The organism is Streptomyces sp. NPDC030820, assembly GCF_055572075.1.
This window is the reverse complement of sequence record NZ_JBVIEB010000014.1, coordinates 137,082-150,517: the sequence shown is the minus strand read 5'-3', so window position 1 is coordinate 150,517 and position 13,436 is coordinate 137,082. Positions and strand designations below refer to the sequence as shown.

Below are 13,436 nucleotides of genomic sequence, written 5' to 3'. Positions count from 1 at the left end.
CGCCACCATCGGTAACCGGATGTGAACAGGCCGCTTGTCAGTTGTGTCCAGGACGTGAAAGGCTCTGTGCACTGCCGTGAGGTTCCCCGCAACTCCCTTCCCTCTATGGTGAGTTGACCTCGCTCGTGGATGCAGGAGTTTCATGCCCGACCTGCCGACCCCCAAGGACGCCACCGAGTCCGCGCTGTTCTCGGAGGGCTGGGACGCGGTGCTCAGTTACGCGGACCTGTGCACCTCCGGCTCCCTGACGGCCCATCAACTGGCGACCGAGGCCTTCGCGCTCGGCATGCGCGAGATCCGCGCCGCCGCGAGCACCCATGTGCGCGGCGCGGGCCGCCGCACCGCCCGGCTGCCCACGATCCCGGGACTGCTCACGGCCGTACGCGACACCGCCGCCGCCTGGGAGGCCGACGGGCAGGGCCACAAGCTCGACCCCGACCTCAGGCTGTGGCTCAACTCCGGCAACGCCGCACGCTATGCGGGGCCACCGCTGGAGCGCCCGGTCGCGCTGCGCGGCCTCAGGGACATGCAGGAGGCCGACGCGTCACTGCTGTGGCTCGCCGAGGTGGAGGCGCTGCCCCTGCCCACCGTCGCCCGCCGGCTCGGGCTGGACCCGGCCGCGGTCGCCGACGAACTCGACCAGGTCCGCACCCTGTTCCGGGACCGCTGCCACCGCGCCCATCTCGACACCCCGATGGACGCGCGGTGCCGCTCCTACGCCCGCCTGCTGGACGCGGTCACCCGCTCACCGGCCGCCGACACCCCCGAGGACCTCTCCCGGCACCTCGCGACCTGTGTGCGGTGTGCCGAGGCCGCCGCGTGCCTGCGCCTGCACGGCGGCGGGCTGCCCGCCGCGCTGGCCGGCGGGGTCATCGGCTGGGGCGGCCTCGCCTACCTGGAACGCCGCCGCCGCGCCGCCGAGGTCCGCCTCGGCGCGGGCCGCCCCGCCGACCCCGCCGCCGGCGATCCGGAGGAGGGCACCGGCCGCAGCCGCGCGCTGCGCGGCGGCCTGCTCGCCGCCGCCGTGCTGCTCTCCGCGCTGGCGCTCGGCGTGTCGATGATGCCGTTCGGCGGCTCCGGCGACGACGGCGCCGCCGCCCGCGACGACCGGCAGCCGGTCGCCGCCGAACCCAGCGTCTCCTGGACCAGCACCCCGCCCGGCTCGTCGACGGCACCCGCCGCCACCCCCTCCGCGACGCGGGCCACATCCGGCTCCGGCCACCGGCAGCCCGATCCCGAACCCCAGGGCAGCACCTCCTCGGCCGCGCACCACCCCGGCCCCAGCGCCGGCCCCGGCCGCTCCAGCGCCCCCGAGGCCGGCTGCCGCGTCGCCTACGACCTCGTCGACCAGTGGCCCGACGGCTTCCAGGCCTCCGTCACCGTCACCACGGACCGGCCCCTCGACGGCTGGACTGTGTCCTGGTCCTTCCGCGACGGCCAGCAGGTCAGCCAGATGTGGGACGCCACCGTCCACCAGAGCGGCGCCCGGGTCACCGCCACCGCCGCCGACTACAACAAGACCGTCGCCGCGCACGGCACGCTGTCCCTGGGGTTCATCGGCACCTGGCAGGGCAGAAACCGGGCACCGTACGGCTTCACGCTCAACGGGGCGCCCTGCACGGCCGGGTGAACGCGTCCGGGCGCCCGGTCCTTCGCCACCGACCCGGGCCACCACGACATCGCGGGCGCTACCCTCGCGCCCAACAGATCGCGCTCACCGACGCGTCGATCACCGTCCGGTGCGCGGTCTGCAAGCCGTGTGGGGGTGACCGACAGGGCCAACGCTGCCTGATGCCGCACTAGGTTGCCGAGGTGCGGCGGCCGCCGGTGCCGGCCCCGTCGGCCGCCGTGCGTCGGCCGGACCTGCGGACAGCCTTGCCCGAGGCGGTGCCGGTCGCCGTGTCGGCCGCGGCTCGGCGGCTGGAGTTGCGGCCGCCCGTGCCGACGGCATCACCCGTGGCCTTGTCGGCACCCGCCCGGCGGGCCGACCGGCTCCTGCCGGTCGCGGAAGCGCCGGCAGTTGCTGCCGCCCCGGCCCCGCGGCCGTTACGGCGGCGGGACCGCCTCCCGGGCTCGGTGCCGGTCTTCCGGTCCGGGCCGGACGCAGAAGGTGTCGCCGGCTGGGGGACCTCGATGGTGACGGGCACGCCGGAAGGGTCGCGGGCGCCGGTGATGGTGGCCAGTTCCGCGTCGCTCGACTTGATGCGCACCGTCCGGGGGCGGACGCCCGCGTCCGACATGAGCCGGGTGACGTCCCGTTTCTGGTCGGGCAGGACCAGCGTGACCACGCTGCCGGAGCCGCCGGCGCGGGCCGTGCGGCCGCCCCGGTGGAGGTAGTCCTTGTGGTCGGTGGGCGGATCGACGTTCACGACCAGGTCGAGGTCGTCGATGTGTATGCCCCGGGCCGCGACGTTCGTTGCCACCAGCGCGGTGACCTGGCCGTTCTTGAACTGGTCCAGGGTGCGGTTCCGCTGCGGCTGGGAACGGCCTCCGTGGAGTGCCGCCGCGCGGACTCCGACGGCCAGGAGCCGCTTGGCGAGACGGTCCGCGGACCTCTTGGTGTCGAGGAAGAGGATCACCCGGCCGTCACGCGCCGCGATGCGCGTGGTGACGGCTTTCTTGTCGGTCTCGTCCTGGACGTGGAGCACGTGGTGCTCCATGGTGGTGACCGCCCCCGCGGACGGGTCCACGGAGTGCACCACGGGGTCGGTCAAGAACCGCTGCACCAGCCGGTCGATGTTGCGGTCCAGGGTGGCCGAGAAGAGCATGCGCTGTCCGTCGGGCCGTACCTGCTGGATCAGCTTCGTGATCTGCGGCAGGAAGCCCATGTCGGTCATCTGGTCGGCTTCGTCCAGCACCGTGATGCGTACGTGGTCGAGCCTGCAGTCCCCGCGTTCCACGAGGTCGTTGAGCCTGCCGGGAGTCGCCAGGAGCACCTCCGCGCCGCGCCGGAGCGCATCGGCCTGCTTGGTGATGGACAGCCCGCCGACCACGGTGGCCAGCCGCAGGTTCACGGCCGTCGCGTAGGGGGTCAGCGCGTCCGCCACCTGCTGGGCGAGTTCACGGGTGGGCACCAGCACCAGGGCGAGGGGTGCCTTGGACTCCGCGCGCAGTCCGGCCGTGCGGGCCAGGAGCGCGAGCCCGAACGCGAGGGTCTTGCCGGAGCCGGTGCGTCCGCGTCCCAGCAGGTCACGGCCGGCGAGCGAGTTGGGCAGCGTGGCGGCCTGGATGGGGAACGGGGTGGTGACACCTTGCGCGGTGAGGGTTTTCAGCAGCCCCGCAGGCATGTCGAGCCTGGCGAAGTCCTCGACGGCGGGAAGCGCGGGTGTCGCGCTTTCCGGCAGCCGGAATTCCGTCGGTGACGACGCGGACGGTGAGGGCGACGAGGCGCGCCGGTTCGGCTTCTGGGACCTGCGGGACATGCAGCTATCTGCCTTCCTGGGAACAGCACAAACCGGGGTCCGCACCACTTCGGTGCGGACCCCGGTGAGTGGATACGCGTCCGGCGATCAGGCGGGGACGATGTTCTCCGCCTGCGGGCCCTTCTGGCCCGGCGCGACGTCGAAGGAGACCCGCTGGCCCTCCTGGAGCTCACGGAAGCCCTGGGTCGCGATGTTCGAGTAGTGGGCGAAGACGTCGGGGCCGCCGCCGTCCTGCTGGATGAAGCCGAACTTGCCTTCATGGGTACCACAACTGGAACTGCAAGACTCTAGCACAGCGTCAGGCCGGCGTTCGGCAGGTCCGTGTTGGGGTTGGCAGGGTGGTTCATCTGGTGGGTGCGGAGCCGTTGGTCGGGTGGGTGCCGCGCCACATAAGGGTTGGCATCGCGGCACCCCTCTCCCATAGGCTCCGCCCAAGCCGTTGAGTGAGCGTGAGCTCGTGAAGGAACAGGAGGTGAGGACCGTGATGACCGTCGTTGCGCTGGGCGCCGCCCAGATCCAGAAGTTCGTCCATCCCACCCCTGTGGTTTCCGGCTGAGCCTTCCAGCGTCGTCTGCGCCTGCGAGTGCGCGCGGCCGGGGCCGCCCTGTGAAGGGTTCCCCTTGAATCTCTCCTCTCTTTCGGCTTCTTCCGCTTCGTCGCACCCTCTGGCCCCCTACGGTTGGGACGAGGGATGGGAAGCGGAGTTCGCTCCCTATGCCGAGCAGGGTCTCCTGCCCGGCCGTGTCGTACGTGTCGACCGAGGCCAGTGCGACGTCGTCACGCCCGGCGGTACCGTCCGTGCCGACACCGAGTTCGTCGTGCCCCGAGATCCGATGAAGGTCGTGTGCACCGGGGACTGGGTCGCCGTAGACCCCGACGGTGATCCGCAGTACGTCCGCGCGTGCCTGCCGCGCCGCACCGCCTTCGTCCGCTCCACCTCCTCCAAGCGGTCCGACGGGCAGATCCTCGCCGCCAACGTCGACCACGCCGTGGTCGCCGTGTCGCTCGCCCTCGACCTCGACCTCGGCCGGATCGAACGCTTCCTCGCCCTGGCCTGGGAGTCCGGCGCCCAGCCCGTCGTCGTCCTCACCAAGGCCGACCTGGTGCCGGACCCGGTCACCCTCGCGCACCTGGTGCAGGACGTGGAGACGAGCGCGCCCGGAGTGCCGGTGCTCACCGTCAGCGCCCTGCACGGCGAGGGGCTCGACGGCCTCGTCGCGCTGGTCGGCTCCGGTACGTCCGTGCTGCTCGGCCAGTCCGGCGCGGGCAAGTCCACGCTGGCCAACGCACTCGTCGGGGCGGACGTCATGGACGTGCGGGCCGCGCGGGACGTCGACGGCAAGGGCCGGCACACCACGACCACCCGCAATCTGCTCACCCTGCCGTCGGGTGGGGTGCTGATCGACACCCCCGGACTGCGGGGTGTGGGCTTGTACGACGCCGAGAGCGGGGTCGGCCAGGTGTTCTCCGAGATCGAGGAACTGGCCGAGCGGTGCCGGTTCCACGACTGCGCCCACGAGACCGAGCCGGACTGCGCGGTGCGGTCCGCCGTGGAGAGCGGCGAGCTTCCGCAGCGCCGGCTGGAGAGCTACCGGAAGCTGGTGCGGGAGAACCAGTGGATCGTGGCCAAGACCGATGCGCGGGTCCGTGCGGAGCTGCGACGGGACTGGCGGCGGAAGGGCGCCGAGGGGAGGGCGGCGATGGAGATCAAGCGGGGGCGTCGGATGTAGGGCGCCCCGGGCAAGCCCGCCATCGCCATGTCCGATTCCCGCCAGCCCCACCCCCGGCCGCGGTCCACACTGGAACACGTGATGGACGAGGACACCAGGTACGAGGCGGTACGGAGCCGGGACGGGCGGTTCGACGGCGTGTTCTTCTTCGCCGTCGAGACCACCGGCATCTACTGCCGGCCCAGCTGCCCGGCGGTGACGCCGAAGCGGCACAACGTGCGGTTCTTCGCGACGGCCGCCGCCGCGCAGCGCTCCGGGTTCCGGGCCTGCCGGCGATGCCGGCCGGACGCCGTGCCGGGGTCGGCGGAGTGGAACGTGCGGGCGGACGCCGTCGGGCGGGCCATGCGGCTGATCGCCGACGGCGTCGTGGACCGCGAGGGCGTCGCCGGGCTCGCCGCGCGGCTCGGCTACAGCGCGCGGCAGGTCCAGCGGCAGCTCACCGCGGAACTCGGCGCCGGCCCCGTGGCGCTCGCCCGGGCCCAGCGGGCGCACACCGCGCGGGTGCTGCTGCAGACCACCGAGCTGCCGGTCACCGAGATCGCGTTCGCGTCCGGGTTCGCCAGCGTGCGGCAGTTCAACGACACCGTCCGGGAGGTGTACGCCGCCACGCCGACCGAGCTGCGGGCCGCCGCTCCTCGGGGCCGGGGCGCCTCCCGGGGCGGCCGGGGAGTCCGCCGGGCCGCTCCGGGCGCCGGCATACCGCTGCGGCTCGCCCACCGCGGGCCCTACCAGGCCGCCGCCGTCTTCGACCAGCTCGCGGCGGAGGCGGTAACCGGTCTCGAGGAGGTTTCCGGCGCGCCGGGCAGCCGTACCTACCGGCGTGCGCTGCGGCTGCCGTACGGCACGGGGATCGTCGCCGTCGAGGAGCGTACCGGGGCGCCGAGGACCGGTACCGGCACCCATCCGGGCGGCTGGCTCGACGCGCGGCTGCACCTCACCGACCCCCGGGACCTGACCACCGCGGTGCAGCGGCTGCGCCGCCTGTTCGACCTCGACGCCGACCCGTACGCCGTCGACGAGCGGCTCGGCGCCGACCCCCGGCTCGGCCCGCTGGTCGCCGCGCGGCCCGGACTGCGCTCGCCCGGCGCCGTGGACCCGGCCGAGGCCGCCGTCCGCGCCCTGGTCGGGAAGGAAGGCGCTCAGGAGCTGGTGCGGCGGTACGGCAAGGCGCTCGACGCGCCCTGCGGCAGCCTCACCCATCTCTTCCCCGAGCCGGCCGTCCTCGCCGAGGCCGAGCCGGACGGGCCGCTGGGGGCGCTGACCGCCGCCCTCGCCGACGGCACCGTACGGCTGGACCCGGGCGCCGACCGGGACGACGCGCAGCAGGCCCTGCTCGCCCTGCCCGGCATGGACCCGGCCACCGTCGCCGCCGTTCGCGTGCGCGCCCTCGGCGATCCGGACGTCGCCCCGCCCGGCGCGCAGCTGCCGGACGACTGGCGGCCCTGGCGCTCGTACGCCGTCCGGCATCTGCGTGTGGCAGGGGAGTGGAACGACCGATGACAACCGTGTACTGGACCGAACTCGACGCCCCCGTGGGCCGCTTGCTGCTCACCGCCGACGCGGACGGGGCGCTCACCTCGCTGTCCGTGCCCGGGCAGAAGGGCGGGCGGAGCGTGCAGGACGGCTGGCGGCACGACGCCGGGCCGTTCCGCGCCGCAGCGGACCAGCTCGCCGCCTATTTCGCCGGTGAACTCAAGGAGTTCCGGATCCCGTTGAGCACGCACGGCACAGAGTTCCGGCAGCGGGTGTGGGCCGCGCTGGACCAGGTGCCGTACGGCGCCACCGTCACCTACGGGGAGATCGCCGCACGGATCGGCGCCGCCCGCGCGGCGGTTCGCGCCGTCGGCGGAGCGATCGGCGCCAACCCCCTGCTGATCGTACGCCCGTGCCACCGGGTCATCGGCGCGGACGGCTCGATGACCGGGTACGCGGGTGGAGTCGAACGGAAGGTGTGGCTGCTGACCCTGGAGGGCGTGCGCGTTCCGCCTCGCTGAACGCGGTCATGACGCCGGCCGAGCACGCCCGCCCGCCCCGCACATCGGCTCGCGCCCTGGGCCGGCGTCAGATGCATGCTCTCGGCGCCCGGTTGCGCCGAGCGGGTGGACAGCCGTCGCGGATGCGATGGCGCGGCCCCGGCGTGTGGCACGGTCTGCTCCGACGGGCAACGGGGAAGGGCAGATGCGGAGATGGCCGGGGCCGGACGGATCCTCGCGGTGCTTTTGCTGGCGATGCCGCCCGGCACGACGGCGTCGGCGGTGGCGGAGCCGGCACCGCCGCCCTGGACGGGCAGCTGGGAGACCGCGCCCTCGGGAACCGTTTCCGCACTGCCCGGCGCCGCGATCCGCAACGTCGTCCATCTCAGCGTCGGCGGTACGGCCGTGCGCATCCGCCTCGGCAACCGTTTCGGCACCGCGCCCCTGCGGCTCGGCGCGGTCACCGTCGCGCTGCGCCAGGGCACCGGCCCGGACGCCGTGCCCGGCACCCTGCGCACCGCCACCTTCCACGGCACCGCGACCGCCACCGTCCCGCCCGGGCAGGACACGGTCACCGACCCGGTGCCGCTGCCCGTCCCGGCCGCCGCCGACCTCCTCGTCACCGTGTACACCCCCGACGACAGCGGCCCCGCCACCTACCACCAGACCGCCCTGCAGACCAGTTACGTCGCCCCCGACGGCGCGGGCCGGGCCGCCGACGAGGACGGCGCCGCCTACACCACCCGCATCAGCCGCTGGTACTACGTCACCGGCGTCGACGTCCTCGGCTCCGCCGCGGGCAGCATCGTCGCGTTCGGCGACTCCCTCACCGACGGAAACGGTTCCACCCCCGACACCAACCACCGCTGGCCCGACCGGCTCGCCGAACAGGTCCTCGCCGACCGGCTCGGCGTCCTCAACGCGGGACTCTCCGGAAACCGGCTGCTGCGCGACGGCACCGGACCGAGCGCCCTCGCCCGCCTGGACGCCGACGCCCTGGACCGGGCCGGGGTACGGGTCCTGGTCGTCCTCGAGGGCATCAACGACATCAAGGGCACACCCACGGCCGACGACATCACCGCCTACGCCGCCGCCTACCGCACCCTCGTCGCCCGCGCCCACGCCCGGGGCATCCGGGTCGTCGGCGTCACCCTCACCCCGTACCGGGGCTTCGCCGCCTACACGGACGCCCGCGAGGCCGTACGGCAGCAGGTGAACGCCTTCATCCGCACCGGCGGCACCTTCGACGCGGTCGCCGACGCCGACGCCGCCCTCCGCGACCCGACCGACCCGACCCGCCTCCTGCCCGCCTACGACCCCGGCGACCACCTGCACTTCAACGACACCGGCATGACAGTGGTGGCCAGGACGGTACGCGGAGCCCTCGGCGCGGTGCGGTGAAGTCCGCCTCCCATTCCGCCCTTCATTCCGTCCCCCCTCCCACCGACCGTCGCCCCGCCGTGGCCCGGCGACCGCTCAGCCCCACACCACCGCCCCCAGCCACGCCCCCGCGATCAGCAGGCAGGCGAACAGTTCGGTCAGCACACTGGAGCCGCCCGAGCGCATCGCCGTACGGAGGGCGGCCATCGCCTCGCCGTGCCCGCCCAGGCGGAGCCGCTCGTGCAGATAGATGCCGGCCACGAAGCCCGGCAGGGCGCCCAGCACCGGCAGCAGTACGAAGCCGAGGAACGCCCCGGCGCCCGCGTACACCCCCATCCGCGGTGTGGCGCCGCTCTCGCGGAGCCGGCGCGGGGGCAGTGCCGCGCGCACCGCCAGCGACAGCAGCAGCACGGCGGTGGCGCCCATCAGGACCGCCCAGGCCAGCGGCTGCGGATCCGTCAGCGCCCACCACAGCACCGCGGCCCACACCAGCCACGAGCCCGGCACCCCGGGCACCAGCACTCCGCACAGGCCGAGCACGACGACCACACCGACCAGCAGGAGTTCCCACACTCCCATCTGCCCAGAGTGCCGGAGAAGGCACCAGAAGGCAGGTGGGTGCCGGGTCGGCCGAGCCTACGCCCGGCCGCCTGCGCCTCCGCCGCGTTCTCCACGCCGGAGACGACCACCGGATTGCGTGATCCACTGCGGCGGTCGAAGGGGGCTCGGCGGCGAGGGTCATGCGCTGGAGGTGAGGGTGTGCCAGCCGTTCTCGAGGAGATCGAAGGCGCGGGTGATCGCTTGGCGGGGGTCGTCGTGATCGCGGGCCGCGCGGGGCGCCTGGAGGGCGAAGTGGGCCAGGGCGGCGCAGGCGGGATCGTCGGCCGGCAGGCCGCTCTCTTCGGCGATGACCTGGGCCAGGGCGGCTGTGTGGCGCAGCCACATGCTCTGTGCGTAGTCGCGCAGGGCTGGCGTGCTGTTGACGAGGTCGAAGAAGGCGGTGAAGCGGGCATCGCCGTCGGCTGCGGCCATGCGGTGGCGCAGCGCGTGCTCGCGCAGCGCGGCGGGAATCGACTGTCCCTCGGGGCGCCGGCGTACGGCGGCGAGCAGCTGGACCTCCTGATCGGCGTCCTCGTCGAAGACGAGGGCCTCCTTGACCGGGAAGTGCTTGAACAGGGTCGTGGTGGACACGTCGGCGGCATCGGCGATCTCGCGGATGCCGACGTCGTCGTAGCCGCGCTCCAGAAACAGGCGCAGTGCGGCGTCTGCGATGGCCTGGCGGGTGGCGGCCTTCTTGCGCTCGCGGCGCCCCATCGGGGCGGGGCCGGTCTCGGTGTCGGTCATACCGGGAGCCTACCCTTCGATTGCCCAAGTTCAAAAGTTGAGCTGTTGCACTTATTGAGCTGGTGTGCTCTTCTGGGACGGCGGCCGTCGAATCTCCGCCCACCCCGTCCTCTTCAGCCCCGCTCAAGAAGGCCGGGCCGCCCCCGCCCTCGCTCGACACCACCAGGAACGCCCGCGCGAACTGACGCCGAGTCACGGCGCCGCAGCACACACGCCCCGCACGAACGGAGACCCACCGTGAACACCCCGCGCACCCCGCGCATCGCCATCATCGGCGCCGGCCCAGGCGGCCTGACCTGCGCCCGCATCCTGCAGCTGCACGGCATCGCCGTCACCGTGTACGACCAGGAGAGCTGCCCGGCCGCCCGTAACCAGGGCGGCACCCTCGACCTGCACCAGGACAACGGCCAGATCGCCCTGCGAGAAGCCGGGCTGCTGGACGACTTCTTCCGGCTCTCCCGCCCCGAGGGGCAGGAAATGCGGCAGATGGACAGCGCCGGCGCCCTCCTCTTCCACCACATCCCCGAAGGAGGCGAACGCTTCAAGCCGGAGATCGACCGAGGCACGCTGCGCGACCTCCTGCTGAACTCGCTGCAACCCGGCACCGTCCGCTGGGACCACACCCTGCGCTCCGTCGGGGGACCCTCGGTCGGCCCCCGCCAACTGCACTTCGCCGACGGCACCGTCGTCGAGGCCGACCTCGTCGTCGGAGCCGACGGCGCCTGGTCCAAGGTCCGCCGCACCCTCTCCGAAGCCACCCCCCAGTACAGCGGCGTCAGCTTTCTCGAGGCCCGGTTCCACGACGTCGACAACGCCCACCCTGAGATCGCCGAACTCGTCGGCCAGGGCTCAGCCGCAGCGGCCGACGGCAGCAGGGGCCTGTTCGCCCAGCGCAACAGCGGCGACCACATCCGCGTCTACATCATCCAGCGCGCCCCCGCGGACTGGATCGCCGCGGCCGGTCTGACCATCGAGGACACCGACGGCATCCGTGCCCTCCTGCTCGATCACTACCGTGACTGGGCACCGAGCCTGCGCCGCCTGCTGACCGACAACGAAGGTCGCTACGTCGACCGCCCCATCTACGCTCTGCCGGTGCCGCACACCTGGGAGCACAACCCGACCGTCACGCTGCTGGGAGACGCCGCCCACCTCATGCCCCCGCTCGGCGTCGGGGTCAACCTTGCGATGCTGGACGCCTGCGAACTGGCTCTCGCCCTCGCCCGCCATGACACCCTCGACAACGCCGTCCGTACCTATGAGAAGACGATGCTGTCCCGCTCCACCGAGATGCAACAGCTCCTCGAGAACGGCGCTGAAGAACTGATCTCCGAGGAACTGCCCGACTTCGCCCAGGACGGGGTGCCGGTGACGAACGTGCCATGAGCCCCAAACCAGGTGTGGATCTTTGCTGCGGTCTGCTGCACCTGGTCCGTGGCGAACCCGGCGAGGGCGCGCACCTGCTCGGCGGTGGGCAGGGCGGTGACGGTTGGGGGGCCGCCCGGCGGCCATCTGCCGCCTCCCGTACGGCTGTTCACTCCCTCACCCGACACGCCGTTCGACGGGCCGGGTGCGCCGGATTTTCCTGATGCCCCGTTTTCATACGCCCCGTGCGGTGGACAATTAGGGGCATGAGCCAGCAGGGGGGAAGGCCCGCCCGTCCTGAGGACGACTGGTGGGGACAGCTGTACGACGACTCCACCGAGGACACGGGACCCACGGGCGCGCCCGATTCCCTGGACGACCGTTTCGCCTCCGCGAAGCACACGGTGACGGGCCTGCCGCCTACGACACCGCCGCGTCAGGCCGTACCGCCGCGTGCTCCGGCGCCGGGCAGGCGGGACGGCGACGGCGACGCGCGGAGAGAAGACGGCGGCACGGACCGGGGTGCCGGGGGCGCGGACCGAGGTGCTGGAGGCGCGTGGGAAACGGAGTCCCCGGAGCCCGTGGTGCCGACGCAACGCGCCGCCCAGGACCCCGTCACCCCGCCGCCCGTCCCCCCGGCTCCGGCGACCCCGGCCGAGCCTCCTCCCGCTCCCGGCAAGGTGACCGGCGCGCCACCCCGGCAGCGGTCCCCCTGGGAGCCTGCGCCGGCCACACCCCCGACCGCGTCGACGTTCCTCCCGGCCGCCGGGCCCCCGGAACCGGCCCCGACACCGTCGGCACCGTCCGACCGGCAACCACCCCCCGCCCCCTCCCTGCCGACGGCACCGGCGCCCGACCGCCCGGAACAGTCCCAGTCGGCACCTGCCTCCGTCCCTGAGCCACAGATCCCACCGGCCCCCGCCTCGCCCTCCGCGCCGCCCGGAGACGGCTCGGCGCAGGAACTGCCGCTGCCGGCGGCGGGCACCGGGCTGCCGTTCCCGGAGGTGCATGCCGCGCCGCCGGGCACGACGGTCACCGCCGCCCGGTCCGCCGAGCCCGGCTCGCCCCGGCAGCCGGAGGACCTCGTCCCGCCCACCGGGTCGCAGGAGACATCCCTGCGTGTCGGGCCCCCTGACCCGCGCGAGCTGCCCGCGCCTCCCGCGACCGACCCAGCCACAACTCCCGCTGCGGGGCCCGCGCCCGACGTCGCCTCCTCGCCCCCGCCCCCCTCCGCCGTCGACTACGTCGGCTCCGGTCCGCCCACCTACGATCCCGAGCCCACCGCGCTGCCGGTCGCCGATCCGGACGGGCTGGGGGAGTTGGTCGCGGACACCGTGCTGGACGGTGCCCGGTACGGGGCCTGCACGCTGCGGGCCGTGTCGTTGCGCGGGGACTCGGCGCGGTACCGGGGCGAGCCGCGCCGGGACTCGCTGCTCACCGCCCGGTTCGGGTCGGGGGAGCAGGCGCTGGTGCTCGTCGCGATGGCGACCGGAGTGCGGGGCACCCCGGGCGCGCATCTGGCGGCGGCCGAGGCGTGCCGGTGGATCGGGCGGGCCGTGGGCCGCAGCCATCACCGGCTCGTGGAGGACATCCGCGCGGCCCGGCGCGGCGACCTGAAGTCGGGGCTGCACCGGCTGACCGACCGCAGCCTCGGCAAGCTCCGCGCGAGCGCCGCCGAACAGGGCATCGACCCGGAGGAGTACACGGCGAGCCTGCGCTGTCTGCTGGTGCCCGCCGACCCGGACTGCCGTACCCGCGTGTTCTTCGGCGTCGGCGACGGCGGCCTGTTCCGGCTGCGGGACGGCGCGTGGCAGGACATCGAGCCACAGGTGTCATCCGCCGACACCGCGGGCGGCTCGGTCGTCGGCTTCGGGTCGCCGCCGGCGAGAACGTTCGCCGAAACCCCCGATGGCGACCGGCTCACCATGGACTTCGGCATCCCCACCCCACCGAGCCCGTACGAACCCGCGCCCGAGCCGCCCCGCGCGCCGTTCCGGTTCCGTGCCTCGGTAGCCCGCCCGGGTGATGCCCTGGTGATGTGCACCACGGGCCTGGCCGATCCGCTGCGCGGCGAGGCCGCCCTCTGCGCCTACCTGGCCCGCCGCTGGTCCGGCCGCACCCCGCCCGGGCTCGCCGCGTTCCTCGCCGACGCCCAGGTGCGGGTGAAGGGTTACGCCGACGACCGTACGGCGGCGGCCGTGTGGGAGGCGTAACCGTTTTCC

At 73.8% G+C, this 13,436-nt stretch carries 11 protein-coding genes; 7 read left to right on the top strand and 4 right to left on the bottom strand.

Features of this window, described 5'->3' with window-relative positions:
• The first annotated feature begins 142 nt into the window (after positions 1 to 142).
• Entirely contained in the window at positions 143 to 1,630 is a 1,488-nt protein-coding gene (locus ACZ418_RS33310; RefSeq protein ID WP_468370622.1) for a cellulose binding domain-containing protein, read from the top strand.
• Between the two features lie 169 nt (positions 1,631 to 1,799).
• Here the strand turns inward: ACZ418_RS33310 and ACZ418_RS33305 are convergent, their stop codons facing one another.
• Both ACZ418_RS33305 and ACZ418_RS33300 read right to left on the bottom strand, forming a co-directional pair.
• Positions 1,800 to 3,422 carry a DEAD/DEAH box helicase gene (locus tag ACZ418_RS33305; protein ID WP_468370620.1) on the bottom strand — a complete coding sequence of 541 codons (1,623 nt, stop codon included), beginning with the start codon at positions 3,420 to 3,422 and terminating at the stop codon, positions 1,800 to 1,802.
• Between the two features lie 87 nt (positions 3,423 to 3,509).
• Positions 3,510 to 3,716, bottom strand: coding sequence for a cold-shock protein (locus tag ACZ418_RS33300; protein WP_468370618.1), 207 nt, complete (start codon positions 3,714 to 3,716; stop codon positions 3,510 to 3,512).
• Between the two features lie 326 nt (positions 3,717 to 4,042).
• On the opposite strand from ACZ418_RS33300, the gene rsgA reads away from it, so the two are divergent.
• The 4 genes from rsgA (at position 4,043) to ACZ418_RS33280 (ending at position 8,526) form a co-directional block, all read left to right on the top strand.
• Positions 4,043 to 5,152, top strand: coding sequence for a ribosome small subunit-dependent GTPase A (rsgA, locus tag ACZ418_RS33295; RefSeq protein ID WP_468370617.1), 1,110 nt, complete (start codon positions 4,043 to 4,045; stop codon positions 5,150 to 5,152).
• 81 nt (positions 5,153 to 5,233) lie between these two features.
• On the top strand, positions 5,234 to 6,652 hold the full coding sequence (locus ACZ418_RS33290; RefSeq protein ID WP_468370747.1) for a bifunctional transcriptional activator/DNA repair enzyme AdaA: 1,419 nt from the start codon (positions 5,234 to 5,236) through the stop codon (positions 6,650 to 6,652).
• Complete coding sequence (locus ACZ418_RS33285) at positions 6,649 to 7,146, top strand: methylated-DNA--[protein]-cysteine S-methyltransferase (protein ID WP_468370615.1); 498 nt, start codon at positions 6,649 to 6,651, stop codon at positions 7,144 to 7,146. Before ACZ418_RS33290 ends, ACZ418_RS33285 begins: the two co-directional genes overlap by 4 nt.
• 192 nt (positions 7,147 to 7,338) lie before the next feature.
• A complete protein-coding gene (locus ACZ418_RS33280; RefSeq protein ID WP_468370613.1) occupies positions 7,339 to 8,526 on the top strand; it encodes an SGNH/GDSL hydrolase family protein in 1,188 nt (395 codons plus the stop codon).
• 75 nt (positions 8,527 to 8,601) lie between these two features.
• Here the strand turns inward: ACZ418_RS33280 and ACZ418_RS33275 are convergent, their stop codons facing one another.
• Both ACZ418_RS33275 and ACZ418_RS33270 read right to left on the bottom strand, forming a co-directional pair.
• The gene (locus tag ACZ418_RS33275) at positions 8,602 to 9,084 is read right to left on the bottom strand and encodes a DUF456 domain-containing protein (protein ID WP_468370611.1); all 483 of its coding nucleotides are present in this window, start codon (positions 9,082 to 9,084) and stop codon (positions 8,602 to 8,604) included.
• A 159-nt stretch (positions 9,085 to 9,243) separates the two neighbouring features.
• On the bottom strand, positions 9,244 to 9,849 hold the full coding sequence (locus tag ACZ418_RS33270) for a TetR/AcrR family transcriptional regulator (RefSeq protein WP_468370610.1): 606 nt from the start codon (positions 9,847 to 9,849) through the stop codon (positions 9,244 to 9,246).
• Between the two features lie 237 nt (positions 9,850 to 10,086).
• Here ACZ418_RS33270 and ACZ418_RS33265 point away from each other — a divergent pair, with 237 nt between their 5' ends.
• Both ACZ418_RS33265 and ACZ418_RS33260 read left to right on the top strand, forming a co-directional pair.
• Positions 10,087 to 11,235 carry an FAD-dependent oxidoreductase gene (locus tag ACZ418_RS33265; RefSeq protein WP_468370609.1) on the top strand — a complete coding sequence of 383 codons (1,149 nt, stop codon included), beginning with the start codon at positions 10,087 to 10,089 and terminating at the stop codon, positions 11,233 to 11,235.
• 245 nt (positions 11,236 to 11,480) lie between these two features.
• The gene (locus tag ACZ418_RS33260; protein ID WP_468370607.1) at positions 11,481 to 13,427 is read left to right on the top strand and encodes a protein phosphatase 2C domain-containing protein; all 1,947 of its coding nucleotides are present in this window, start codon (positions 11,481 to 11,483) and stop codon (positions 13,425 to 13,427) included.
• Positions 13,428 to 13,436: the final 9 nt, after the last annotated feature.